Source organism: Kitasatospora sp. NPDC028961, from assembly GCF_055564815.1.
This window is the reverse complement of sequence record NZ_JBVHVO010000030.1, coordinates 24,967-49,833: the sequence shown is the minus strand read 5'-3', so window position 1 is coordinate 49,833 and position 24,867 is coordinate 24,967. Positions and strand designations below refer to the sequence as shown.

General features: G+C 76.4%; 18 protein-coding genes and 1 pseudogene. 14 read left to right on the top strand and 5 right to left on the bottom strand.

What is annotated here, in order from left to right:
- Positions 1–176: 176 nt before the first annotated feature.
- On the top strand, positions 177–845 hold the full coding sequence (locus ACZ4UX_RS31940) for an enoyl-CoA hydratase/isomerase family protein (protein WP_359805307.1): 669 nt from the start codon (positions 177–179) through the stop codon (positions 843–845).
- Positions 846–955: 110 nt separating this feature from the next.
- On the opposite strand, the gene ACZ4UX_RS31935 is transcribed toward ACZ4UX_RS31940, so the two are convergent.
- Positions 956–1,282 (bottom strand): hypothetical protein, encoded by a 327-nt coding sequence (locus ACZ4UX_RS31935; protein WP_465709183.1) that lies wholly within the window; start codon positions 1,280–1,282, stop codon positions 956–958.
- 624 nt (positions 1,283–1,906) lie between these two features.
- Here ACZ4UX_RS31935 and ACZ4UX_RS31930 point away from each other — a divergent pair.
- The 3 genes from ACZ4UX_RS31930 (at position 1,907) to ACZ4UX_RS31920 (ending at position 7,913) form a co-directional block, all read left to right on the top strand.
- Positions 1,907–2,932: a hypothetical protein gene (locus ACZ4UX_RS31930; protein ID WP_465709182.1), complete on the top strand. Its 1,026-nt coding sequence runs from the start codon at positions 1,907–1,909 to the stop codon at positions 2,930–2,932.
- 116 nt (positions 2,933–3,048) lie between these two features.
- Positions 3,049–4,959, top strand: coding sequence for an HSP90 family protein (locus ACZ4UX_RS31925; protein WP_465709181.1), 1,911 nt, complete (start codon positions 3,049–3,051; stop codon positions 4,957–4,959).
- A gap of 2 nt (positions 4,960–4,961) precedes the next feature.
- Positions 4,962–7,913 carry a hypothetical protein gene (locus ACZ4UX_RS31920; protein ID WP_465709180.1) on the top strand — a complete coding sequence of 984 codons (2,952 nt, stop codon included), beginning with the start codon at positions 4,962–4,964 and terminating at the stop codon, positions 7,911–7,913.
- Between the two features lie 58 nt (positions 7,914–7,971).
- On the opposite strand, the gene ACZ4UX_RS31915 is transcribed toward ACZ4UX_RS31920, so the two are convergent.
- Positions 7,972–9,174, bottom strand: coding sequence for a carbohydrate-binding protein (locus ACZ4UX_RS31915; RefSeq protein ID WP_465709202.1), 1,203 nt, complete (start codon positions 9,172–9,174; stop codon positions 7,972–7,974).
- Between the two features lie 623 nt (positions 9,175–9,797).
- On the opposite strand from ACZ4UX_RS31915, the gene ACZ4UX_RS31910 reads away from it, so the two are divergent.
- From ACZ4UX_RS31910 to ACZ4UX_RS31900, 3 genes are all read left to right on the top strand, one after another.
- Positions 9,798–10,187 carry a S26 family signal peptidase gene (locus ACZ4UX_RS31910; RefSeq protein WP_465709179.1) on the top strand — a complete coding sequence of 130 codons (390 nt, stop codon included), beginning with the start codon at positions 9,798–9,800 and terminating at the stop codon, positions 10,185–10,187.
- Positions 10,188–10,258: 71 nt separating this feature from the next.
- Positions 10,259–11,578 (top strand): sensor histidine kinase, encoded by a 1,320-nt coding sequence (locus ACZ4UX_RS31905; protein ID WP_465709178.1) that lies wholly within the window; start codon positions 10,259–10,261, stop codon positions 11,576–11,578.
- Positions 11,563–12,219 carry a response regulator gene (locus ACZ4UX_RS31900; RefSeq protein ID WP_465709177.1) on the top strand — a complete coding sequence of 219 codons (657 nt, stop codon included), beginning with the start codon at positions 11,563–11,565 and terminating at the stop codon, positions 12,217–12,219. The genes ACZ4UX_RS31905 and ACZ4UX_RS31900 overlap by 16 nt, the downstream gene beginning before the upstream one ends.
- A gap of 63 nt (positions 12,220–12,282) precedes the next feature.
- On the opposite strand, the gene ACZ4UX_RS31895 is transcribed toward ACZ4UX_RS31900, so the two are convergent.
- Positions 12,283–13,464 (bottom strand): glycosyltransferase family 4 protein, encoded by a 1,182-nt coding sequence (locus tag ACZ4UX_RS31895; RefSeq protein WP_465709176.1) that lies wholly within the window; start codon positions 13,462–13,464, stop codon positions 12,283–12,285.
- A 101-nt stretch (positions 13,465–13,565) separates the two neighbouring features.
- Positions 13,566–14,642 (bottom strand): annotated as a pseudogene (locus tag ACZ4UX_RS31890) (glycosyltransferase 87 family protein); the annotation flags it as partial.
- Positions 14,643–14,916: 274 nt separating this feature from the next.
- On the opposite strand from ACZ4UX_RS31890, the gene ACZ4UX_RS31885 reads away from it, so the two are divergent.
- From ACZ4UX_RS31885 to ACZ4UX_RS31855, 7 genes are all read left to right on the top strand, one after another.
- Positions 14,917–15,924, top strand: coding sequence for a GNAT family N-acetyltransferase (locus ACZ4UX_RS31885; protein ID WP_465709175.1), 1,008 nt, complete (start codon positions 14,917–14,919; stop codon positions 15,922–15,924).
- 68 nt (positions 15,925–15,992) lie between these two features.
- A complete protein-coding gene (locus ACZ4UX_RS31880) occupies positions 15,993–16,781 on the top strand; it encodes an aminotransferase class IV (protein ID WP_465709174.1) in 789 nt (262 codons plus the stop codon).
- 275 nt (positions 16,782–17,056) lie between these two features.
- Positions 17,057–17,851 (top strand): ABC transporter ATP-binding protein, encoded by a 795-nt coding sequence (locus ACZ4UX_RS31875; protein ID WP_329490323.1) that lies wholly within the window; start codon positions 17,057–17,059, stop codon positions 17,849–17,851.
- Positions 17,848–20,406 (top strand): ABC transporter permease, encoded by a 2,559-nt coding sequence (locus ACZ4UX_RS31870; RefSeq protein WP_465709173.1) that lies wholly within the window; start codon positions 17,848–17,850, stop codon positions 20,404–20,406. The genes ACZ4UX_RS31875 and ACZ4UX_RS31870 overlap by 4 nt, the downstream gene beginning before the upstream one ends.
- A gap of 455 nt (positions 20,407–20,861) precedes the next feature.
- Positions 20,862–21,344: a hypothetical protein gene (locus tag ACZ4UX_RS31865; protein WP_465709172.1), complete on the top strand. Its 483-nt coding sequence runs from the start codon at positions 20,862–20,864 to the stop codon at positions 21,342–21,344.
- Entirely contained in the window at positions 21,341–22,936 is a 1,596-nt protein-coding gene (locus ACZ4UX_RS31860; RefSeq protein ID WP_465709171.1) for a multicopper oxidase family protein, read from the top strand. Before ACZ4UX_RS31865 ends, ACZ4UX_RS31860 begins: the two co-directional genes overlap by 4 nt.
- Before the next feature lie 165 nt (positions 22,937–23,101).
- Entirely contained in the window at positions 23,102–24,463 is a 1,362-nt protein-coding gene (locus ACZ4UX_RS31855) for a DUF2252 domain-containing protein (RefSeq protein WP_329490327.1), read from the top strand.
- 31 nt (positions 24,464–24,494) lie between these two features.
- Here ACZ4UX_RS31855 and ACZ4UX_RS31850 read toward each other — a convergent pair whose 3' ends face one another.
- A complete protein-coding gene (locus ACZ4UX_RS31850; RefSeq protein WP_465709170.1) occupies positions 24,495–24,746 on the bottom strand; it encodes a hypothetical protein in 252 nt (83 codons plus the stop codon).
- Positions 24,747–24,867: the final 121 nt, after the last annotated feature.

The window sequence follows — 24,867 nt, the reverse complement described above, 5'->3', positions numbered from 1 at the left end:
TATTTGGGACGTGGGAAGAGAAGGTCCGCTGTGGGGGCGGCCAGTTGCCGGTCCCTATCCCCCCCCCCCCCCCCCCCCCTTTTCCCCCCCCCCCCCCCCCCCCCCCTCCCCCCCGCGGCCGTCGGAGCCCCGCCCGCACCCGCGGGCGGGGACGCCACTACGCGAAGGAGCGACGCATGCCGAAGCTGGAACAGGACGGCGAGGTCTTCGTCCTGCGGCTCGACCCCGACGACGAGAACCTCTTCCACCCCGACCGACTCGCCGCTCTGGAGGCGGCGTTCGACGAGGTGGAGGGCGCGCAGGGGCCGCGCGCGCTGGTCACGGTGGGAAGCGGCAAGTACTGGTCGAACGGTCTGGACCTGGCCTGGCTGCTCGACCACGGCGACCAGTACGCCGGCTACCTGGACCGGGTGCACGCGCTGCTCGCCCGGACGCTGGCCTCGCCGGTGGTCACCGTCGCGGCGCTCAACGGGCACACCTTCGCGGCCGGGGCGATGTGGGCGCTGGCCCACGACGTCCGGGTGATGCGGGCCGACCGGGGGTACTTCTGCCTGCCGGAGGTGGATCTCGACCTGCCCTTCCAGCGCGGCATGTCGGATCTGATCCGGGCCCGGCTGGCGCCGGGGACGGCCCACGAGGCGATGACCACCGGACGCCGCTACGGCGGCGGCGAGGCGCTCGCGGCCGGGATCGTCGACGAGGTCGCGGACCTCGACGCGCTGCTCGGGACCGCGGTCGAGCGGGCCCGCGCGCTGGCCGGCAAGACCCGGCCGGTCCGGGGGCAGATCAAGGAGATGCTGTACTCCGAGACGCTCGCCTCGCTCCGCACGCCGACGGTGGCGTGAGCGCGTGAGCGCGTGAGCGCGTGACAGGTGGCCGGGCGGCCGGCCCCCGTGTGCGCGGGGTGCCGGTGCCCGGGGCCCGCGCTCGGGGCCGGTCGGCCGCGAGCCCGGGCTCAGCGGTACGTCGGCTGCTCGTGCAGGCCGAGCGCCAGCCAGGAGTCGGCCTCGCAGTGCCGTAGCAGCCAGCCTGCCAACGGGCCCTGGGGGTGGGACAGTTCCACGCAGGCGGCGCGCAGCCCGGCCTCGGCGGCCAGCAGGCCGGGGGCCGAGACGAACGCCACCGCGTCCAGGGCTTCCGGCGTCGTCCGGATCCGGGCGTGGTCGAGTCGGGCCGGCTCCCGGAGCACGCGCTCCAGTGCGTCCCGCACGGTCGCCGCCGCCACCGGTCGGACGGGCGGGGGGCCACCCGCCGTCTCCAGCCGGACGCGAATCACGTACATCTACGACAGCGTGACTGATCGACGGTTCCCGTGGTCCGAAGCGCCGGTGGCACACTTCTGACTGGCAGCAACAGGTCACCGTCGTACGGCGACAACTCCGATGCGCCCGGCTTCCGTTGCCGTGGTCGCGCGGCCGATCGGACCCGGGCCGACAGATCTGTCCGCAGGAACGGGTCCCACTCGCTCGGAGGCCACCGCCGGGGTGCCGGCCTTCGCCCCCGGCGGCCCGCAGCCTCCGCGGTCATGGAGGCCGGCCGGGGCCCGGCGCCGGAGCCCCTGGAGCGCGGGGGGCGGATGTGCGCCGAATGCCAGGAGCGCCTCCGCACCGACTTGGCGACCGTGCAGCGCGCGGGCTCACCGTGCGGGCGCGCACCGCGCCGGATCGCCGGTCCTCGAACGGTCCCGTCGGCCGGTGTCCGGAGCCCGGGCGCCGGCCGGCCCGCCGCGCCCCGCGCGCGATGCTGCGTCCCCATACCAGGCCGGGGTATGCCACCACGGTCGTGACCTGCGCTTCGAGGTCGGCCCGGCGGACGGGATGTCGTCCGCCCGTGATATGTACTGCGTCTGGGGCGGCCAGTGCGCAGCCGTACGAAAGAAGCCGATGCTGTTCGAGGGGGCCACACCATGTCGTTCTTCCGACGCCGTTCCGGCGAGGGCGCTGCCGGAGGCGGGGCCGACGGCCGTCGGGGGTTCGGCTTCGCCCGGCGCCCCGCCGCGCGCCCGGCGGCGGTGCCGGCGCTCGACCCGGCCCACGGTGACGAGGAGCTGCGGCTGATGCTGGCCCAGGCGGCCGCGGGGGACTGGGCGTCGCTGCGCCCGGCGCTGGCCGCCGTCGCGGACGGGGCCGAACTCACCTGGCTGCTGGTCGCGCTCTCCGACGTCGCCGGGGTGGAGGAGTGGACGGCCCGGGCCGCCGCCGACCGGCCCGAGGACGCACTGGCGCTGCTGCTCTCCGGCGCCCGGCACGTCTCCTGGGCCTGGGAGGCGCGCACCGGTGCGCGAGCCCAGTACGTCACCGAGGAGCAGTGGCGGCTGTTCCACGAGCGGCTGGGCACCGCCGAGGAGCAGCTGTTCGAGGTGGCCGAGCGGGAGCCCCGGTGGCTCGCCCCCTGGTACTTCCTGCAGATCAGCGGCCGCGGCGCCTCGCTCGGTCCGGACGTCGCCCGGTACCGGTTCGAGGCCGCGCTGCGCCGCGACCCCGGCCACCTCGGCTCGCACAAGCAGCGCCTCCAGCAGCTCTGCGCCAAGTGGGGCGGCTCGCACGAGGAGATGCACGCCTTCGCCCGCGCCGCGATGCTGGCCGCTCCCGAGGGCAGTCCGCTGGGCGAACTGGTCGCGCTCGCGCACCTGGAGCACTGGCTGGACCTCCCGGACGGCGAGGACCACGCCTACCTCACCGGCCCCGCCGTCCTGGCCTCGCTCCAGGAGGCGCTGCGGCGGTCCGTGCTGCACGCCGACTACCCGCGCCCGCGCGGCTGGCAGGCCGCCTTCAACACCTTCGCGATGGCCTTCTCGCTGGCCGACCAGCCGAGGACGGCGCACCTCCTGTTCGAGGCGCTCGACGGCGCCGTCACCGAGGCCCCGTGGAACTACCTGTCCGGCGACCCCGCCGAGATCTTCCGTGCCCACCGGGACCGCTGCGCCCGCTAGCCCACCGGTTCGGCCCACCGGCCCGGCCCGAGGGTTCGGCCCGACGGCCCGACCCGCCGGTCCAGCCGCCCGGCCGGGCCGCGCTCCGGCGCCCCGCCACTCCCGCCCCACACCCGATGCGATCGAAAGAGCCTGCGGTGTCCCCTTCCGAGAACCCGACGAGCGCGCACACCTTCCAGGTGGACCTGCGCGGCCTGGTGGACCTGCTCTCCCACCACCTCTACTCCAGCCCCCGGGTCTACCTGCGCGAGCTGCTGCAGAACGCGGTCGACGCGATCTCCGCCCGCCAGGCGCTCGACCCGGCCTCGCCGGCCCGGATCACCGTCCACGCCGACCAGGACCTCACCGTCACCGACACCGGGATCGGCCTCACCGAGGCCGACGTCCACACCTTCCTCGCCACCATCGGCCGCAGCTCCAAGCGCGACGCCGACGGCCGCCTCGACGGCGCCGGCCTGGCCCGCGCCCGCGGGGACTTCATCGGCCAGTTCGGCATCGGGCTGCTGGCCTGCTTCGTGGTCGCCGACGAGATCACCGTCGTCACCCGCTCCGCCGCCACCCCGGACGCGCCGGTCATCGAGTGGCGCGGCGGCTCCGACGGCCGCTACACCATCCGCACCCTGCCGCCGGAGGCCAAGCCCGAGCCCGGCACCACCGTCCGGCTGGCGCCGCGCGCCGACGCCGCCGAGTGGACCCGCTCCGACCGCGTCCTGGCGCTCGCCCGGGACTTCGGCGGCCTGCTGCGCCACGAGGTGACGGTGGTCGACGGCCGCGGCACCGCCACCCGGGTCGACCGCACCCCGCCGTGGGCCGAGCGGCACGGCTCCCCGCTGGCCCGCCGCGAGGCACTGGCCACCTACTGCCGCACCACCTTCGACTTCACCCCGCTGGACACCATCGAGCTGGACCTGCCGCTGGTCGGCCTGCGCGGCGTCGCCTACGTCCTGCCGGACGCGGTGCCGCCGTCCCGCCGCTCCGGCCACCGGGTCCACCTCAAGGGCATGCTGCTGTCCGAGCAGGCCGACGAACTCCTGCCCGACTGGGCGTTCTTCGTCCGCTGCGTGGTCGACACCGACAGCCTGCGCCCCACCGCCTCGCGCGAGGGCCTGTACGCGGACGAGACGCTCGCCGCCGTCCGGGACGCCCTCGGCGCGCGCATCCGGGACTGGCTCACCGGGCTCTCCGCCAGCGATCCGGCCCTGCTGCACCGCTTCATCTCGGTGCACCACCTCGCCGTCAAGGAACTCGCGCGCTACGACGACGAGTTGCTGCGGATGCTGCTGCCCTGGCTGCCGTTCGAGACGACCGACGGCAATGTCACCCTGGACGAGTTCGCCCGCGCCCACCCGGTCGTCCTGGTGACGCGCACGGTCGAGGAGTTCCGCCAGGTCGCCCCGATCGCGGCCGCGGCCGGCCTCGGCGTGGTCAACGGCGGCTACACCTACGACCGGGACCTCGTCCACCGGCTGCCCGAGATCCGCCCCGGCACGTCGGTGGCCGACCTCGACCCGGGCACCGTCACCGCCCACCTGGACACCGTCGACCCGGCGGCCGAGCTGGCCGCGGCGGCGTTCCTCACCGTGGCCCGCGAGGTGGTCGGCCGGTTCGACTGCGACGTCGCGCTGCGCAGCTTCCACCCGACCAGCGCGCCCGCGCTGCTGCTGGACAACCGGGAGGCGCGGCACGAGCGCACCCGCGCCCAGCTCGCGGACGAGGCCGACGGCCTGTGGGCCGACATCCTCGGCTCGCTGCGCGCCGAGGCACCGCGCGCCCAACTGGTGCTCAACCACCTCAACCCGCTGGTGCGCCGGGCCGCCTCGATCGGCGACCGCGAACTGACCGTCACCGCCGTCGAGGCGCTGTACGGGCAGGCCGTGCTGCTCACCCGCCGCCCGCTGAAGTCCAGCGAGAGCGCCCTGCTCAACCGGTCGTTCATCAGCCTGCTCGACCACGCGATGCTCGGCCACGAGTCGGCCGGTCGCGCCGCCGCCGGCCGTGATGCCGCCGACCCGCAGAAGGAGTCCTGACCGTGGACGTACTGGACAGCGTCGACGCGGTGATGGCCGCGCTGCGCGAGAACGACGCCCGCCCGTACGGCCGGCTGCGGACCGTGACGGCGGAGGAACTGGTCGACGCCGCCGAGCAGTTCGACGACACCGCGGTCCGGGCGATGGCGCTGCTCGAACTGATGGAGGCCTACGAGTACGACGGCGAGCGGAGCAAGACCCCGGTGGTCTTCGCCCGGGTGCTGAAGCTCTGGGACACCGACCGCGACGGCTTCGGCGAGTGGGCCGGCCAGCAGGTGTTCTGGCGGTTCAAGTGGGTGGCCACCGCGCTGCTCGGCACCCCCGACGTCCCGCTGGACGCGGTGCGCCGCTGGCAGACCGAGATGCGCGACCGCTACCGGGCCGCCGGCCACGGCCTCCAGCCGTACTACGCGCAGCGGTACCACCTGGCCGCGCACACCGGGATCGACACCGAGCAGGCCTTCGAGCTGTGGGCGGCCCGGCCGCGCAGCGAACTGAGCGACTGCCGGGCCTGCGAGATCCGCGCCCAGGCGGGTTACCACGTGCGGTCCGGGGACGACCGGCGGGCGCTGGACGCCTGGCGGCCGGTCTTCGAGGGCGAGAGCACCTGCGCCGAGGAGCCCTACCTCAGCCACGCCTACGCGCTGCTGCCGCTGCTGCGCGAGGGCCGGCTGGACGACGCGCGCTCCAGCCACCTGGTCGGCTACCGGTTCGCCCGCGGCAAGTCCGGGATGGCCCGGGCGGTCGGCCTGCACGTGGAGTTCTGCGCGCTGTCCGGGAACGAGCCGCGCGGCCTGGAGATCCTGGCCGAGAACCGCGACCTGTTCGGCGTCACCGGGGACCAGGCCGGCCGGCTCGACTTCCTGACCGGCGTCGAGGTGCTGATCGCCGGGCTGGCCCGGGGCGGCCACGGCGGGCTCGCCGTCAGCGGACCGCCCGGCGCCGCCTGGACGGTGGACTCGCTCCTCGCCCACCTGCGTACCGAGGCGGACGCGCTGGCGGCCCGCTTCGACGCCCGCAACGGCACCGACGCGGTCGGCGCGCGCCGGCGGGCCCGGCTGGAGCGGCGCCCGCTGCTCGCCGAGCCGCTCGCGCTCGGGGTGCGGGCCGCGAGCGCCCCGGAGCTGTCGGCCGCGCCGGCCACCCCGGCGGCGCCGCCGCGGGCCGCCGAGCCGGAGCCGGCGGACTTCGCCGACCTGGTCGTCCGGGCCCGCGAGCTGCACCTGCTGGGCCACCCGGACGCGGACCGCCTCTGGGAGCGGGTCGCCGAGCGCTTCGGCGCCGCGGACTACCGGCACACCGAGGGCACGGCGGCCGGCAGCGCCGCCCGGCTGCGGGCCGAACTCGCCGAGCAGCGGGCCCATACCGCGATCGAGCGGGACGACTGGACGGGCGGCCGGGCGGCGCTGCTGGAGGCGGCCGACCTCTTCGAGCGGGCGGGGCTGGCCGGGCGGGCCCTGGTGGTCCGCACCCGGGCCCTGGTGGTCGAACTCGGCGACGTCGAGGGCGCGACCTCCGACTGGCCCGCCCTGGACGCGGCGCTGGCCGAGGCCGAGGCGTTGCTCGCCGCGCCGCCGGCTGCGGACGCGGCAGCCGCCGGGCCGGCCCTCACGACCGACGACTACCTGATCGTGCTGCAGTGCCGGGCCTTCGCGGCCCACCACGACCTCGTCCGGGCGCTGCCCGAGCCCCCGGCCGGGACGCTGGAGCGCTTCGAGGACGCCGTCGCCGCGTACCGGCGGGAGAGCACCGAGCGGGGCTCGCTCCGGCGCACGGCCACCGCCCGCCAGTACGGCGCCGATGTGGCCGCCCGGCAGGGCCGGATGGCCGAGGCGGTGGCCGAACTGCGCGGCGTCCTGGAGCAGTTGGACGCAGCTGAGCTGCCCTGGCACACGCCGCGGGTGCTCGGCCTGCTCGGCCAGGTGCTGCTGCAGAACGGCGAGCGGGCCGAGGCCGTCGAGGTCTTCCACCGGGCGCTGGCCGAGGCCACCCGCTGGGCGGACGACTCGTACCCGTTCGGGGCGACGTACATGATGCTCGGCCACGCCTGCGCCCACCTCGGGGACAACGGCGCGGCCGTCCGGGCGCTCTCGCAGGCCGCCGCGCGCTTCGACCGCAAGGGTCCGGCGGGCGCCGAGGAGGCCGCCCAGGTGCGGCTCCAGCTCGCCGACCTGCTGCGGGACGCGGGCCGGGCGGCCGACGCGGTCGCCGTCCTGGAGTCGGTGCTGCTCGACCCGGCCGCGCCCGACCTGGACGAGCGGATGCTCGCGCAGGCCCGGCTGGACCTCGCGCGCGGACTGTTCGCGCTGGAGGAGTTCCGCGACTCGGCGGAGGAGTACCTGCGGCTCGCCGACGAGGTGGCCGGCTGGGAGGAGCAGCACACCCACACCGTGGTCGCCGGCGAGGCGGTCCTCGCGCTGGCGGAGGCGGGCCGCTGGGAGGCCGCCCGGACGGCCCGCGAGCGGGCCCTCGCCTCGCACGCGAAGGCGCCGAGGCCGGACCAGATCGCCGGCATGCTCCGGGATCTCGCCCGGATCACCATGCAGCGGCAGGGCCCCGAGGGGCTGGCCGAGGCGCTGGAGCGGCTGGCCGAGGCGGACGCCGTCCGGGAGGCCGCCGAGCGCGACGGCGAGCCGCACACCCCCTGGTACCTGCGCGGCGCCGTCCACTACGAGCGGGCCCGGGTGTACGCGGTGGCCGGGCGGCACGAGGAGGCACTGGCCGAGGCCGAGTCGGCGGTCACCGCCTACGAGGCGGGCGGGGAGCCGGCCGAGACGCCGCGCGCCGAGGCCGTCCGGCTGGCCGGGCTGATCGAGGGCACCGACCTCGGCCGGACGGAGCAGGCCCGGGCCCGTCTCGCCGCCGCCGCCGAGCGCTGCCGGGGCTTCGGACTGCACGAGGCGGCCGGCATCCTGACCGGCCTGCGCGAGCGGATCGGCGCGCAGGAGCGGTGAGGTGACGGTGGGCCCGCCACCGCCGGGAGCGGCGGCGGGCCCACCGGGCGGCCCCGCGTCAGCAGGGGCCGTCGTCGGACCAGACGCCCCACTGTCCACTGGCCGACGGGTTCTCGTTGAGCGTCCACCACTTGGCGTGGTACTTGTGGCCGCTGTAGGACACCTTGCTGCCGTTGGTGTACGTCGTGGTGGCGCTCCAGGCCGGGTCGGCGCAGGCCCCCGGCGGGTTGCTGGTCGGCGGGGTGGTCGGGGGCGTGGTCGGGGGCGTCGAGGTCGGCGGGGTGGTGGGCGGCGTGGCGCCGGCGAACCGCACGGTGAACTTGGTGAAGTCCCAGTCGCTCTGCGCCACGCTGGAGCACGAGCCGGACAGCCCCGGGTCGACCGTGCCCGGGCACTGGCGGTCGCGGTTGACGGACCAGTAGGTGTACCGGGCCAGCTTGTGGGCGAGGGCGAAGTCCAGCACGGTCTGGAAGTCCGCCTGCCGGAAGTACTCGGCGGCGTCCGTGCGCCCGTTCATCAGCGAGACGCCCTCGTGCGCGTAGGCCTGGGCCTCGGTCCAGCCGAAGGTGGTCCGGAGGATCCCGTTGAAGGCGACCAGGGCGGCGGTCTGGGCGGCCGCGCCGTTGAATCCGCCGTCGAACGGCATGATCGAGTAGTTGTCGGGGGTGAAGCCCTGCGCCTTCGCCTCGTTGAGCATCTGCTGCCCGAACCACCCGGTGCCCGCCCCGGTCCCGGCGGTGGTGATCGAGATGTAGAGCCCGGGGTTGTTCTGCTGGAGGATCCGGGCCGCGCCGATCTCGTTGTGGATGGCCGCCGTGTTCTCGTACTCCGGCTCCTCCAGGTCGAAGTCGATCGCCTTCAGCTGGTACTTGGTGATCACCTTCTGGTAGCCGGCGGCGGTGGCCTCCGGGGTTCCGCAGCCCTGGCCGAGCTTGTTGCCGCCGTAGCCGCCGACCGAGACCGAGACGTCCCCGCCCTTGGCCCGGACGGTCTGGATCACCGCCGGCATGGTGGTGTCGGTGTCGATCGAGGAGGTGCCGCCCCAGGCGGGGGAACAGCCGCCCTTGTCCAGGATGAACGCCAGCTGGAACGCCTTCTGGCCGGTCGCGTCCATCACCGCCGCGGCGTCCGGCGGGCTGTTGTCCTCGGGCATCAGATAGGGCGCCGAGGCGTACCAGTTGCTGCCGATCCCGGCGGCCGAGGTGGTGACGTCGGCCGCGGCGGCGCCGCCGCCGGCCAGCGCGGCCGCGGCGCCGGCCACCAGGCCGAGCACCCCGGCCACCGCCACCGCGGCCCGGCGGTCCCGGGGCGTGCGGTGCGAGGGCCGGGCCCGAGGTCCGGTCGGTGGGGTGAACTGCTGTGGGGGAAGAGCGCGTTCCATCGGGAACCTCTCCAGGAAACGGCGGGGGAAGGCCTTCCCGCGTCGACGTGGGGGAGACGCGGTGGGCGCGACAGCCGTGCCACGGGGGGAGCGTGTGGACGGCCTCCACTGGTATAGACCTGTCCGGAAACCGCCGTCAACCAATGGGACGGTCAAGCCTTCGGTCGGGGCCCGGCGCGCGCCGGTGACGGCCCCGGCGGCGGTTCCCAGGGCCGGCCGACCGGACGTCCGGTGGTCGCCCCGGCTCGGCCCTGGATTCCGGGGCATTCCCGACCCCCCTCCCGGATCCGCCCTTGACCCCTTTTGTGCCCCCTTTCCGTCCCCTTTCCGTACGTCGTGATTGCCGCCCCGCTTTCCTTCGATGGAACCGGATGCTCCGGTTCCGAGCGTGGTCCGCACCCGATTTCGAACGTGATCGAAGTTGGTCTGGACAAGCCCTGCCCGAGGGCGCGGGCACCGGCTGGGGCCACTCGCTCTCCGGCGGCGAGTGGCAACGACTCGCCGTGGCAGGGGCGTTCATGCGCCGGGACGCCGACCTGATGATCCTCGACGAGCCCAGCGCCGGGCTGGACGCGGCCGCCGAGAAGGAGATCCACGACAGCCTGCGCGAACTGCGCCGGGGAGCGACCAGCGTCATCGTGTCGCACCGCCTCGCCGCCGTCCCGGCCGGCCGCCGCCCGCGGCGGCTCCTGGTGAAGCGCCTCGCCGCCCTGCCGGGCGACCCGGTGCCCGACCCGGTCCGCGCCGCGGCCGGCACCACCGTCGTCCCCGGCGGCCGGGTGGTCCTACTCGGCGACAACCCCGCCTTCAGCACCGACTCCCGCCTCTGGGGCGCCGTCCCGGCCACCAGCACCGTCGGCGTGGTCCTGGACGGCGTCCCGCTGCGCGGCTGACGCGGCCCCGGGGGTGTGGGGGTGGAAGGGCAGGTCGGGGTGGGTGCGGGGTGGTCGGTTAGGGTGGCCGGATGGGGGTGGACCGGGGGGTGGTGGAGGGGCGGCAGGCCGTCGCGGTCCTGGCGGCCCTGCGGGCGCGCCCGCTGCGTTTCCCGTTCACCTCCACCCCGTGGCGCTGCTGGGGGCACGTGCTCGGGGGTGCGGTGTTCGGGCCGCTGCTGCTGGCCCTGCTCGCCGCCCTGCTGCTGATCGGCACCGGGCTGTCCGTCGTCGGGGTCGGCCTGGTGGTCCTGCTGGGCGTCGCGCTCGCCGGGATCCCGGTCGGCGCGCTGGAGCGCCGCCGGCTGCGGCTGGTGGAGCCGGTGCCCGTGCCCGACCCGCACCGCGCGCTGCCCGGGGTCGGCCGGCGGGCCCGGCTGCGGACCAGGCTGCGTGAGCGCGCCACCTGGCGCGAGCTCGGCTACACCGCCCTGTTCGCCCTGGTCCTGAGCGTCGTCGACCTGGCCTTCACGGCCCTGCTGGTGTTCTGCGGCGCGCTGGTCGTCAGCCCGCTGGTGGTCTGGGCGCTGGCCCCCGAGACCGTGATGCTGATCCCCGGCCGGGCCGTCCCCGGTCCCGCCGCCGCGCTCCCCGCGACCGCCGTCGGACTGGCCGGCCTGCTGCTCTGCGGGTACGCGGGCGCGCTGCTGACCGCCGGCCGGGTCCGGCTGGTCCGGTTCCTGCTCGGACCCCGGCCGGAGGGCCTCGGCCGGCAGGTCCTCGAACTCACCCGCTCGCGGGCCCGCCTGGTCGACGCCTTCGAGGCCGAACGCCGGCGGATCGAACGCGATCTGCACGACGGTGCCCAGCAACAGCTCGTCGCCCTCAGCATGACCCTCGGGCTGGCCGCGTACGAGCTGCGCGGGCGGGCGGACGACGACCCGGCGCTCGCGCTGGTCGACCGGGCGCGCGGCGAGGCCCGGCAGGCGCTCGAACAGCTGCGGGACCTCGTCCGGGGCATCCACCCGCAGGTGCTCACCGACCACGGGCTGGCCGCCGCCGTCGCCGAGGTCGCGCTGCGCCACCCGGTCCCGGTCGCGGTGGACATCGACCTGCCGGACCGGCTGCCCGGACCGGTCGAGACGACGGCCTACTTCACCGTCACCGAGGCGCTCACCAACGCGGCCAAGCACAGCGGGGCCACCGCGGTCACCGTCCACGGCCGGGTCGACGACGGCCGGTTGGTGCTCCAGGTGACGGACGACGGCCGCGGCGGGGCCGACCCGGCCGCCGGGGCGGGGCTGCAGGGCCTCGCCGACCGGATCGCGATTCTGAGAGGGAGGCTGATGGTGACCAGTCCGATCGGCGGGCCGACGCGGCTCCGGGTGGAGGTGCCGTGCTCCGGATCGTGATCGCCGAGGACGCGGTGCTGCTCCGGGCCGGGCTGGTCGAGCTGCTGACCCGTGGCGGCCACCAGGTGGTGGCCGCCGTCGGCGACGCGGCCGCGCTGGCCGCCGCCGTGGACGCGGACCGCCCCGACCTCGTGCTCACCGACGTCCGGATGCCGCCGGACTTCCACGACGAGGGCCTGCGGGCCGCCCTGGAGCTGCGCGAACGCCACCCGGGCCTGCCCGTGCTGGTGCTCTCCCAGTACGTGGCCACCCCGTACGCCACCCGGCTGCTCGGCGCCGCGGGCGCGCAGCCCGCCGGGCTCGGCTACCTGCTGAAGGACCGGGTCGGCGAGGTGGCGGACTTCCTGGACGCGCTGCGCCGGGTGGCGGCCGGTCAGACGGTGATCGATCCCGAGGTGGTCCGGGTCCTGCTCCGCCAGCAGGCGGCGGACCGGCCACTGGCCCGGCTGACCCCGCGCGAGCGGGAGGTGCTGGCGTTGATGGCGGAGGGGCTGAACAACCAGACCGTCGCCGGGCGGCTGGGCATCACCGAGGCCTCGGTGGTCAAGCACTGCGGGAACATCTTCATGAAGCTCGACCTCGACCCGGCGGAGGGCAACCGCCGGGTGCTGGCGGTACTGGCGCACCTGCGGGGGGAGTAGGCCCCGGGGCGGCTCCTCCCGGAAGCGGGCGCGGACCCGCCCGACCCGGCGGGCGGTGCCGCCTCACCCGCGGCGGACGGACCCCTCCGGGGCGGCGGCGTCCGTGCTCGCCGGGTCGGGGCCCGCCGGGTCGAGCAGCTCCGCGAGGCGGCGGGCGGAGGCCTCCCAGGACCACTGCGCCCGGACCCAGCGCCGTCCCGCCGCCCCCATCCGGGCGCGGTCGGCCGCCGGGGCGCCGAGGATGCGGGCGACCGCGTCCGCGACGGCGGCCGGACTCCGGCCGTCGACGACGGCGCCGGTGACCCCGTCGAGGACGGCGTCGGGCGCGCCGCCGGACCGGCCCGCGACCACCGGCAGCCCGGCGGCCGCCGCCTCCAGGAACACGATGCCCAGGCCCTCCGCCTCCAGACCGGCCCGCCGGGTGCGGCACGGCATCGCGAAGACGTCCGCCGCCGCGTAGTAGGCGGGTGTCGCGGCGTGCTCCCGGCCGCCGGCGAAGACCACCGAGCCGGGCTCGGTGTGGTGCCGGGCGAGGGCGCGCAGCCGCCGTTCGTCCGGGCCCCGGCCGACCAGGACCAGGACCGCTCCCGGCACCGTCCGCCGGATCAGCGGGAGGGCCCGGATCAGGGCGTCCTGACCCTTGCGGGGGACCAGCCGGGCCACGCAGAGGATCATCGGCGCGCCGGTGTCCGGGGCGCCCGCCGCGCCCGCGCCCGCCGGCCGGAAGCGCTCCGCGTCCACACCCGGCACGAGCCGTTCCAGCCGGGCCCGGGGCCCGAGCGCGGGGGCGATCCGCGCCCGGGTGTACTCGCCGAGGTAGGTGACCACGTCGACGTGGTCGCCGATCCGCCGGAGCAGACGGCGGGCCCCGGGGGTGCGGGCCCACCAGATCTCGTGGCCGTGCGTGGTGGCGACCGTGCGGGCGATCCCGGGGGCCTGCCGCCGGAGCCCGGGCGTCATCGCGGCGAGCGGGGCGGCGGCGCCGAACCAGACCCGGTCGCACCCGTGCGCGCGGGCGATCTCGGCGGCCCGCCGGGTGACCCTGCTGGTCGGCAGCAGCGTCCGGGACCGGTCGCGGATCACCGGGAAGGGGAGGGCCGCGTCGTGCGCGGCGGCGCCGGGCTCGTCCGAGGTGAGGACGACGACCTCGTCGGCGGGCAGACGGGTGGCCAGGGCGTGGACGAAGGTTTCGATGCCGCCCTGCCGGGGCGGGAAGTCATTGGTGATGATGAGTGTGCCGGCCATGGGGTCGGTGCAACCTCGGTTCGGGGGTCGGTGAGCGGATCGGTTCGGGGATTGGTGAGCGGATCGGTGAGCGCGTCGGCGAGGGCGCCGGTGCGGGGAGCGGTGGGGGCCTGCGAGCGGGCCCAGAGGGTGAGCAGGAGCGGTAGCGCCAGGTAGCCGAACCGCCCGGCGGGTGCGAGCAGGAAGGCCACGCAGAGCCCGAGGGCGAGCCGGTCGGCGGCGCCGACGGCGTCCCGGGGCGGGCGCAGCGCCAGCGAGGCGGCGACGGCCAGTCCGCCGAGCAGCAGCAGCGTCACCGCGGCGTACCAGCCGGCCGGGCCGAGGTCCGCGAGCAGCCGGCCGGGCAGCGGGCTGCCCGCCGGGGTGGGCAGCGGGCCGCGTCCGGTGGGGAAGGCGAACACCTGGTGGAACATCGGGCCGGGCGAGCGCAGCGCCCCCGGCAGGACGAGGGCGGCCGTGCCCGCCAGCGCGACCGCCGTGGCGCGCAGCGCCGCCCGCCGGCCGGCCGTGGCGGCGAGCAGGGCCGCGACGACCGCGACCGCGGGCCAGGCCGTCCACTTGAGCGCGCAGGCCGCGGCGAGCGCCAGCCCGGCGGCGCCGGGGCGGCCCCGGGCGGCCAGGGCGAGGGCCAGGCAGCAGAGGCCGGTCATCGGCAGGTCCACGCCGCTCACACAGAGCGGCAGCGCGACCAGCGGCGAGGCGGTGAGCGCCGCGAGCGCGGGCCGGTGCCGGCGGCCGGCCGCGAACAGGCAGCCCAGGAACGCTGCGGCGCACCAGAGCCGGGCGTCCCCGAGCAGTCGGGCCGGCCACTCCTGTGCGCCCAGCACCGCGCGGGGCAGCCCGAACAGCGCCATGCCGGGCAGGTACGGCGTGTACTCGGAGACCGTGTGCGGATCGGCCAGGTAGGGGGTGCCGTGCCGGAGCAGCAGCTCCGCGGACCGCTCGATGACGGCGACCTCGCTCTGCCCCTGACCGGTCAGCACCAGCCGCAGCAGCGGCAGGGCCAGGGCCCCGAGCAGGGCCACCGCCACGGACCAGGAGCGGGCCAGACGCCACGGCAGCACGAGTACGGCAACGGCCGCCGCCAGATAGCCCGTTGCGGCGATGGTGCCCCAACTGCGGTGCGGCCCGAGCCCGGAGACGAGCGGGAAGGCCGCCGCCCAGCCGGCCGCGGTCAGCCAGCCGGCGCACCACGGTGCTCGCCGGTCGAACCACCCGGCCCGGTAGGTGAGTTGGGCTCCTCCGGGTCGATGGTGGCCCCGGTCGCGGTGGTCGCGTCTGCCTCGGTGATTCAGCACCCCTTCATTCCAGCGGCGCAGTACGGCCGGGTCATGACGGCCAGGTCGAGACCTGGGGTCGGGTTTCCCCTACCTTCGTCGCCCGCCCCCCTTCGTCCTGACGTTCGGTGACGGCGGAAACACGTTCGGTGGCGAATCTCGCTATCGTGGTCCCGTGGTGAGGTCGTGGGATGCCGCGGTGGAGCGGGCGCAGGAGCGGTTGGCGGCGGTGCCCCGGCTGCGGACGGTGGACGGCGGGGACGGGCGGCGGTTCGAGCTCTGGGACGTGGCGTCCCGTGCCGAGGGCGAGCTGGGCGAGCGGGTGGACCCGGACGCCCTGACCCCGGAGGCCGAGCGCGTGCTGCGCGAGCGGCTCGGCGAGAGCGGCCGGGAGTGGCCCGACGGTGGGCTCTACCGCCGCCGCTACTGGGTGCACGGCCCGGACGGCCGGGACGGGCCGCCGGTCGGCACGGTGGCGGTCGACAACTGGACCAGGGGACCGGGCCAACTGGCCGTCTCCTCGCTCTACCTGCGCCCCGGCGCGCGCGGCCGCGGCCACGCCGCCGCCGTGCTCGACGAGGTGTACCGGGCGGCCGCGGCCGAGGGGATGCCCGGCTACCGCCTGGACGCGCACTGGACCTGGCAGCACGCCGTCCGCTACTACCTGCGGCGCGGACTCTGGGTGGTCTCCTGGAAGCACGCCCTCGGCCTCGCCCGGATGCCGCAGCTGCCGTCCTACCGGGTGCGCGAGGAGGACGACCGGCTGCTCCTGCTGGTCTCCGACGCCCGCCACGGCTGGGTGCCGCTGCTCGCCGCCGGGCGGGAGGGCCGGTGGCTGCGCCTGGACGAGACGGCCGCCTACCGGCAGAGCGACGGGTGGGTGCACGACTTCGCCCGCTCGACGCTCGCCCTGCACCTCGCGCTGGCGGGCCGGCCGCTGGTGCGCGGTCCGCAGTGGTGGGCGGAGGCCTGGCGCTGGTCCGACACCGGCGAGCCGGAGGGCCTCGCGTACAAGATCGAGCACTTCGAGCGGCTCGCGCGGGACGCCGGCCGGCGCGTCGTCTCCCCCTACCGGCGGGAGGGCGCCGGGCCGGAGCGGCCAGTCCTGCGGGAGTCGGACCGGGCCCCGCAGGTGCCCGGCCCGGCCGACCGGCTGCCGAGCACCGCCCCGCAGGGGCCGTGACGCCGCCCCCACCACCGTTCGCGGACGGCCGCGCACACCCGCGGCCGGACGGCTGGGAGACTCGGGGGATGGCTGAGATCGAGATCGACGGCGCGCCTGCCGACCCCGGGCAGCTCGCCGCCCTGGGGCTGCTGAACTACGGGCACTTCACCACCCTGCGGGTGGAGTCCGGCCGGGTGCGCGGCCTGGCCCTGCACCTGGACCGCCTGGTCCGGGACTGCCGAACGGTGTTCGGCGCCGAGCTGGACCGGGAGCTGGTCCGGCAGCGGATCCGCCGGGTGCTCCCGGCGGACGGCGCTCCGGTGATCGTCCGGGTCACCGTGTTCGATCCGGCGCTCGGGCTGGAGCGCCCGGCCGCGCCCGCCCTGCCCCGGCTGCTGGTGACCACCCGCCCGGCCCCGGCCGCGGCCCCCGGTCCGCTGCGGGTGCGCACCGCCGCGTACCGGCGCGAGCTGCCCGAGGTGAAGCACGTCGGCCTGTTCGGTCTGGTCGGACTGCGCCGGCAGGCCCAACTCGACGGCTACGACGATGCCTTGCTGACCGGGGAGGACGGCCGGATCACCGAGGGGGCCACCTGGAACGTCGGCTTCCACGACGGCCGGCAGGTGGTCTGGCCGGAGGGCCCCGCGCTGCCCGGCGTCACCGCCGCGCTGCTCGCCGCCGCGCACCCCGGCCCGCAGCGGCGCGAGCGCGTCGACCCGGCCGGCCTGGACCGGTTCGTGGCGGCCTTCGCGGTCAACGCGGGTGTCGGCGTCCGGCCGATCGCCGCGATCGACGGGACGGCGTTCGACCCCGCCCACCCCGTCCTCGCGCCGCTGGGCGCGGCGTACCGGCGGATCGAGGGCGACCTGCTCTGAGCCGGGCCCCACCGGTCCGGTCCGAAGCGCTCCGCCGGTCCGAAGCGCTCCTCCGGTCCGAAGCGCTCTTCCAGTCCCGAGAGTTCCGTCGGTCCGTAGGACTCCGACGAGCCCCGAAAGAACTCCGGGGCTCCGGGCCGGGGGCAAGGCGGAGGAACGGGGTGGGGATAACCCCCCGGTCCGTCCGCCAGCGGCCTCCATGGTTCGGAGCACCCGCCCTTCCTAGGCTGGAACACGTCGACGACCAGCGACGATTCCCGAAGGAAGGCCCCTCCATGGCACGCCGCCAGCACCCCCAGACCGAGCCGTACGGCCGCCCCGGCGCCCACGCAGCGATCGAGCTGCGGGCGGTACGGCGCAGCTACGGCCGCGGCGGCGACGTCGTGCACGCCCTGCGCGGGATCGACCTGTCGCTGGACCGGGGCAGCTTCACCGCGGTGATGGGGCCGTCCGGCTCCGGCAAGAGCACCTTCCTGCAGTGCGCGGCCGGCCTGGACCGCCCGGACGGCGGCGAGGTCTACCTCGGCGGCGAGGAGATCACCCGGCTGAGCGAGAACCGGCTCACCAAGCTGCGCCGCAGCCGGATCGGCTTCATCTTCCAGTCCTTCAACCTGCTGCCCTCGCTGACGGTCCAGCAGAACGTGCTGCTCCCGCAGCGCCTCGCCGGTGAGCGCCAGGACCGTGCCCGGGCCCGGGAGTTGCTCGCCCAGGTCGGTCTCGGCGAGCACGCCGGCCGGCGGCCCGGCCAGCTCTCCGGCGGCCAGCAGCAGCGGGTGGCGATCGCCCGCGCGCTGATCACCGACCCGGACGTGGTCTTCGCCGACGAGCCGACCGGCGCGCTGGACACCCGCACCGCGCACGAGGTGCTCGGCCTGCTGCGCCGCGCCGTGGACACCATGGGCGCGACCGTGGTCATGGTCACCCACGACCCGGTGGCGGCCTCCTTCGCGGACCGCGCCGTGTTCCTCGCCGACGGCGCGTTCGCCGGCGAGCTGTACCACCCGGACCCGAACGCCGTCGCCGACCGCATGGTCACGCTGGCGGCGCGCCCGGTCGGAGCGGCGGCATGAGCAACGGACTCGCGCGCGCCTCGGTGCGCTTCCGGCCGGCCTCCTTCGTCGGCACCTTCCTGGCCCTGCTGCTCGGCGCGGCCATCGTGACGGCCTGCGGCACGCTGCTGCAGACCGGCCTCACCGCGAGCGTGCCGCCGAGCCGCTACGCCGCCGCCCCGGTGCTGGTCGCGCCGGACGCGGCCGTCGAGATCACCGTCAAGACCGGCGGGGACGAGGACGTCGAGAGCCTGCCCGTCCCCGAGCGGGCCCGGCTCGACGCGGCGCTGGCCGGGCGGATCGCGGCCCAGCCCGGCGTCGCGGCCGCCCGGCCGGACACCGCCTTCCCGATCCCGGCCGGCTCCGCCCCCGGCCTGCCCGGTCTGACCGGCCGGGGCATCGCCGCCCTCGGCATCGCCGGAGCGGGCGAGAAGCTGGTCGAGGGCCGTGCGCCGGGCGCGGGCGAGGTCGTCCTGGACGTCGACACCGCGCACGCCGCCCACCTCGCGCCGGGCGCCACCCTCGCACTGACCGGGCCCGGTGGCGCCGGCACCTACCGGATCTCCGGCCTCGCCGCCTCCCCGGGGGCGGGCCCGCAGCATCCGGCCGCCACCGCGTGGTTCGCCGACCAGGTCGCCGACCGGATCTCCGGTCACCCGGGCCGGGTCGACGCGATCGCCGTCGTCCCCCGCGACGGCGTCACCGCCAAGACCCTCGCCGCCCAGGTCCGCCAGGCCGTCGGCGGCGACGCCGAGGTGCTCACCGGCGACGCCCGCGGCGCCGTCGAGCAGCCGCTGCTCGCCGAGAGCCGGACCATGCTCACCGCCCTCGGCGGCTCCTTCGGCGGCATCGCCACCATGACCGCGGTGTTCGTCGTGATGAGCACCGTCGCCCTGGCGACCGGCCAGCGGGCCCGGGAGTTCGCCCTGCTGCGCGCCATCGGCGCCACCCCGCGCCAGATCCGCCGCACCATCGCCACCGAGGCGGTGCTGGTGGCACCGATCGCCGGCGCCCTCGGCATCCTCCCCGGCCTCGCGCTGGCCCGCTGGTGGTTCGGCGAGCTGGCCGACCGCGGCGCCGTCCCGGCGGCCGTGCCGCTGGACGTCGGCCCGATCCCGATGCTCGCCGCCGTGGCGACCTGCACGATCGCCGCGCTGACCGCCGGCTTCTTCGCCTCCCGCCGCCCGTCCCGGCTGCGGCCCAGCCAGGCCCTCGGCGCGGCGGCGGTCGAGGCAGGCCGGCCCGGCAAGGTCCGGACCGTGGTCGGGCTGCTCTTCGCCGCCGGGGGTGTCTCGCTCGCCGCCGTCGCGGCCGGCCTGGACGGCTCGAAGGCCGCCAACACCGCCCTGGGCGTGGTGATGTGCTTCCTGATGGCCGTCGCCCTGCTCGGTCCCTGGGTGGCCGGGGTCGCCGCCGGGGTGTTCGGTCTCCCGCTGCGGGCCGGGGCCGGCGCGCCCGGTTCGCTCGCCGTCGACAACACCCGGGCCAACGCCCGCCGGCTGGCCTCCGCGATCACGCCGATCGTCATGGTCACCGCCTTCTGCGGCACCCTGCTCTTCATGCAGAGCACCATCACCCACGTCACCGGCGAGCAGGTGCGCACCGGCATCACCGCCGACCACGTGGTCGGCTCGACCGGCCCCGGCCTGCCCGCCGGCAGCGCCGACCGCGCCGCCAAGGTGCCCGGCGTGGACGCCGCCGTCGGCGTGCTGCGCACCAGCACGGTGTACCGCGACGGCAGCATGCTCGGCACCGCCAACACGCTCGGCATCAGCGGCGACCCGGCGAAGCTCCCCGCGGTGCTCGACCTCGGGGTGAAGAGCGGCTCGCTGGCCGAGCTCGCCCGTTCGGCCGACACCGTCGCCCTGGACGCCGGTCTGGCCGACGCCCTCGGCGTCACGGTCGGCGACCGCGCCCCGCTCTGGCTCGGTGACGGCACCCCGGTCAAGCCCACCGTGGTCGCCACCTACGAGCGCGGCCTCGGCTTCGGCCAGGTGCTGCTGCCCCGGGCGGCCGTCGCGGAGCACGTCACCGCCGGCTACGACAGCCAGCTGCTGGTCGCGGACGCCCCCGGTGCCGACCGGGCCGCCGTGGCCGCCGCACTGGGCAACCTCTCCGGCGCCGGCGCGACCACCGTCGCCGACCGGGCCGGCTTCGTCGCCCAGGCCGACAAGGCGCAGGAGATCGGCGCCTGGGCGAACGCGGTGATGGCCGGTGTGCTGGGCGGCTTCGCCGCCGTCACCGCCGCCAACACCCTGGCGATGACGGTGCTGGACCGCCGCCGGGAGGTGGCGCTGCTCCGCCTGGCCGGGACGACCCGCCGTCAGGTGCGCGGCATGATGCGCTGGGAGGCGCTGCTGGTCGCCGCGACCGGGCTGGCGGTCGGTGCGGTGATCGCCTGGATCACCCTGCTGCCGATCACCCGGGGCATCACCGGCTCGGCGCCGCACATCCCGGTCGGCCTCGCGCTGCCGCTGGCCGCCGGAGCGGTGCTGCTCTGCCTCGGCTCGACCGGCCTGCCGGCCCGCCTCCTGCTGCGGGCCCACCCGGTGGCGGCGGGCGGGGGCCGGCAGTAGCGCGGACCCCTGGGGGCTCCTGACGGCGGGACGGGCGGTGCGCGGGGGTGGCGTACCGCCCGTTCGGGTGGGCCGGGGGGTGGGGGTTTGGGCCTCGGGGCGGCCTCGGGGTGGCGGGACGGGCGGTGCGCGCGGGTGGCGTACCGCCCGTTCGGGTGAGGGCTCCGGCCCAGGCGGGCGCAACGGGGTGGTGATCGACCTGCCCCCGGTTCGGCGCCACCGATCCGGGAGCCCGGTCGGTTACGGTGTCGGCCGCGCCGTCCGGGGCCGAGCCGCCTCCGGAGGCGTTTCCCGTTCCCTCTCCGCCCAGGCCCGCCGGGCCGTTCCCGCACCCGTTCCGCACCGGTTCCGCAGCCGTTCCCTCCACAGCCGTTCCCTCCGCCGTCGTTCCGCAGCCCCTTCGCACCCTTCCGCACCGGTTCCCGCCTCACGGCCGAGCAGAGAGAAGCCCACCCATGAGCAGTCCTCCCGTGGCCCCCGTGCCCCGTCGGCCGCTGATCCTGCTGCGGGCGAGCGCCACCGCGCTGGCCGCGCTGGCCGTCCTGCAGACCGTGCTGGCCGGCAGCTACCTCAACGGCCACTACGAGTCGCTCGCGTTGCACGAGGCCGCCGCGCGGGCGGTGCTCGTCGCGGCGTGCTGCCAGCTCGTGGCCGGGGCGCTGGTCCGGCGGCCCGGCCGTGACCGGCGCGGCCCGCGCGGGCCGCTGTGGCTCGCGGTGCTCCTGGTGGCGACGGTGACCCTGCAGACCGCCGTCGGCTACAACCGCGCGATCGGGGTGCACGTGGTGCTCGGTGTGCTGCTGGTCGGCGGCATCCTGGCCGGCCTGGCCGGCGCCTGGCGGCTGCCGCTGCCGGCCCGCGCCGGCGCCACCGCGGCCGACCCCGAGGGCGCCGGCCGGCTGCCCCGCCCGGGCGGACCGGTGGAGGTCGCCCAGTGAACCGCCGCCGGTTCCTGGGCATCGGCGCGGCCGTGGTCGGCACCGGCGGGATCGGGGCCTTCGCCCTCCCCTCGGCCACCCGGCTGCTGGCCGAGGCCCGGCCGGGCCGGCTGCTGCTCAGCGCGATGGAGCCGCCCGCCCCGTTCCAGGTGCCGCTCCCGGTGCCGCCGGTACTGAAACCGGTCCGCACCGACAGCACCACCGACTACTACGAGATCACCCAGCGGAGCGCGCGGCTGGAGATCCTGCCCGGCCTGCGGACCGAGGCCTGGACGTACGACGGCAGCTTCCCCGGCCCGACCTTCGCCGTGCGGGCCGGGCGGCAGAGCGTGGTCCGCCACCGCAACGAGCTGCCGGTGCCCTCGGTGGTCCACCTGCACGGCGGCCACACCCCGGCGGACAGCGACGGCTACCCGACTGACCTGCTGCTGCCGGTCGGGGGCGGCGGTGCCCGGGGCGCCCAGGACATGGCCGGGATGGCGGGCATGCCGGGGATGGAGCACCACCCGGCCGACCCGGCCGCCGCCCGGACCGCCGACGGCGAGCGCACCTACACCTATCCGAACCACCAGCGCGCGGCCACGCTCTGGTACCACGACCACCGGATGGGCTTCACCGGCCCCGCCGTCTGGCGCGGCCTGGCCGGCTTCCACCTCGTCCACGACGACGAGGAGGACGCGCTGCCGCTGCCGCGCGGCGAACGCGACGTCCCGCTGATGCTCGCCGACCGCTCCTTCGCCGAGGACGGCTCCTTCCAGTACCCGGCCACCGATGCCGCGCTGGCCGTCCCGGGCGTCACCGACGACTACATGAACGGCGTCCTCGGCGACGTCATCCTGGTCAACGGCGCCCCCTGGCCCCGGCTCGCGGTGGACCGCGCCCGCTACCGGCTGCGCGTGCTGAACGCCTCCAACGCCCGCCTCTATCGCCTCGAGCTCGATCCGCAGCCCTCCGGCGGCGACGCGCTGGTGCAGATCGGCGGTGACGGCGGCCTGCTGGAGGCCCCGCTGGCGCACGACGCGCTGGAGATCGCCCCGGCCGAACGCTTCGACCTGGTGGTCGACTTCGCCCGCTACCCGCCGGGGACGTCGGTCCGCCTGATGAACCGGTTCGGCACCGACCGGGACGCCGAGGTGATGGTGTTCGACGTGTCCTCGCGGACCGTCACCGACGACTCGGCCGTGCCCGAGCGGCTCTGCACCCTCGAACGGCTCGATCCGGCCGCCGCCGTGACCACCCGGACCTTCGGCTTCCGCCGCAGCCGCAACGACGGCTGGACGATCAACAACCAGCCCTACCAGCCGGGCCGTTCGCTGGCCCGGCCCGCCCTCGGCACCGTCGAGAAGTGGCGCTTCTTCACCGACGTCCACCACCCCGTCCACCTGCACCTGGACCCCTTCCAGGTGCTCTCGCGCAACGGCGCCGAACCCGGCCGCTACGACGCCGGCTGGAAGGACACCGTGGACCTGCGGCCGGCCGAGTCGGTGGAGATCCTGGTTCGCTTCACGGACTACCCGGGGACGTACATGCTGCACTGCCACAACCTGGAGCACGAGGACATGGCGATGATGGCGGACTTCGTCGTGGAGTAGCACGCCGGCCGGGCCGGTGGCCACCGCTCCGTCCCCTCACCCGTTCGGCCGCGCGCCGGCGGGCGGCCGTCCCGCCCGCCGGCGCCTCGACGTGCCGGGCCCCGGCGGTTGACCTAGCGTCGCGGGAGGGGCACCGGCCCTGCCGTCCGACCGAGGAGCGCGCGCATGACCAGTCCCGCCGAACGCCGCCGGCGCGGCCGGGCCGCCCGCGAACGGGTCTCGCGCTCGGCCCACGGCCGCTGGATCCCCGCGGCCGACCGGCCCGATCCGATCGCCGTGCTGGAGCGGCAGGGGGCGGACCGGGTCGCCGAGCTGCTGCCGATCCGCTACGGCCGGATGGCCGATTCGGCCTTCGCCTTCCTGCGCGGCGCGGCCGCCGTGCTGGCCGCCGACCTCGCGGCCGTCCCCGACACCGGCATCACGGTCCAGCTCTGCGGTGACGCCCACCTGGCGAACTTCGGCATGTACGCCTCGCCGGAGCGGGCGCTGCTCTTCGGCCTGAACGACTTCGACGAGACCTACCCCGGCCCGTTCGAGTGGGACGTCAAACGGCTCGCCGCGAGCGCCGCCGTCGCGGCCCGCGACAACGGCAACGACGAGGCGCACGTCCGCCGGGCCGCGCTGACCGCCGCCCTCGGCTACGCCACCGCGATGCGGCGGCTGGCGGCGATGGGCGAACTCGACGTCTGGTACGCCCGGATCGACACCGAGGACCTCCTCCCGCTGATCAGCAGGTCCAAGCGCCGCAAGCGGGTCGAGGCCGGTATGGCGCACGCCCGGCGCCGCACCAGCCTGCAGGCCTTCGGCAAGCTCACCGAGGAACGGGACGGCCAGCGCCACATCATCAGCGAGCCGCCGCTGATCCAGCCGCTGACGAAGAACGAGTTCGGTGCCGTCGGGCAGATCTTCAGCGACTACCGGGCCACCCTCAGCGAGGACCGCCGCGTCCTGCTCGACCGGTTCCAGTTCGTCGACGCGGCGCGCAAGGTGGTCGGCGTCGGCAGTGTCGGGACCCGGTGCTACATCATCCTGCTGGAGGGGCGCGACGCCCGGGACCCGCTCTTCCTCCAGGTCAAGGAGGCCACCCGGTCGGTCCTGGAGGACCACCTGCCCGCCGGCAGCCGGGTCGACGCCGAGGTGACCGGTACCCACGGCGGCCGCCGGGTGGTGGTCGGCCAGCACCTGATGCAGGCCGTCAGCGACATCTTCCTCGGCTGGACCACCGGCCCGGCCGGCCGCCACTACTACGGGCGCCAACTGCGGGACATGAAGGGCTCGGTGGAGATCGCCGACATGACGAGGTCCGGTCTGCGGGACTACGCGGACCTCTGCGGCCGCGCGCTGGCCCGCGCCCACGCCCGCTCCGGCGACCGGCTCGCCATCGCCGGCTACCTGGGCTCGTCGGACACCTTCGCGGAGGCGATCGCCGACTTCGCCGTCAGCTACGCCGACCGGACCGAGGCCGACCACGCCGCCCTGCTGTCCGCGATCGACGACCGGGTGATCACGGCGAAGCGGGGGATCTGACCCGGGCCGCCCGGTCCTCCAGGCAGGGCTGTCAGGCCAGTTCGGGCAGCAGTGCGGCGAGCCGTCGCAGCTGGTCGCGCTGGTCGGCGAGGTCGAGCGCGACCGGGCGGACGACGACATGGCGGGCCCCCGCGTCCCGGTACCGGGCGAGGCCGGCCACGACGTCCTCCGGCGGGCCGGTCACGACCGCCTGGATCCGCTCCGACTCCTCCAGCGGCAGGCCGTAGTCGGCCCGTGCGTAGGCGTCGAGCGCCAGACGGCCGGCGGCCACGTCCTCGGCCACGCGGACCGAGACGAAGAGGCCGGGGGTGATCGCCTCCGGGTCACGGCCCGCCCCGGCCGCCGCCTTTCACACGTCCAGCAGCCCGGACCGGTGGTCGGCGGGGTCCGGCGGGCACGGCAGC

Bases quoted from the DNA above. Each gene is read 5' to 3' on its own strand.
- ACZ4UX_RS31940 (WP_359805307.1), top strand. From the start codon at position 177: ATGCCGAAGCTGGAACAGGACGGCGAGGTCTTCGTCCTGCGGCTCGAC.
- ACZ4UX_RS31935 (WP_465709183.1), bottom strand. From the start codon at position 1,282: ATGTACGTGATTCGCGTCCGGCTGGAGACGGCGGGTGGCCCCCCGCCC.
- ACZ4UX_RS31930 (WP_465709182.1), top strand. From the start codon at position 1,907: ATGTCGTTCTTCCGACGCCGTTCCGGCGAGGGCGCTGCCGGAGGCGGG.
- ACZ4UX_RS31925 (WP_465709181.1), top strand. From the start codon at position 3,049: ATGCGATCGAAAGAGCCTGCGGTGTCCCCTTCCGAGAACCCGACGAGC.
- ACZ4UX_RS31905 (WP_465709178.1), top strand. From the start codon at position 10,259: ATGGGGGTGGACCGGGGGGTGGTGGAGGGGCGGCAGGCCGTCGCGGTC.
- ACZ4UX_RS31895 (WP_465709176.1), bottom strand. From the start codon at position 13,464: ATGGCCGGCACACTCATCATCACCAATGACTTCCCGCCCCGGCAGGGC.
- ACZ4UX_RS31880 (WP_465709174.1), top strand. From the start codon at position 15,993: ATGGCTGAGATCGAGATCGACGGCGCGCCTGCCGACCCCGGGCAGCTC.
- ACZ4UX_RS31875 (WP_329490323.1), top strand. From the start codon at position 17,057: ATGGCACGCCGCCAGCACCCCCAGACCGAGCCGTACGGCCGCCCCGGC.
- ACZ4UX_RS31870 (WP_465709173.1), top strand. From the start codon at position 17,848: ATGAGCAACGGACTCGCGCGCGCCTCGGTGCGCTTCCGGCCGGCCTCC.
- ACZ4UX_RS31865 (WP_465709172.1), top strand. From the start codon at position 20,862: ATGAGCAGTCCTCCCGTGGCCCCCGTGCCCCGTCGGCCGCTGATCCTG.
- ACZ4UX_RS31855 (WP_329490327.1), top strand. From the start codon at position 23,102: ATGACCAGTCCCGCCGAACGCCGCCGGCGCGGCCGGGCCGCCCGCGAA.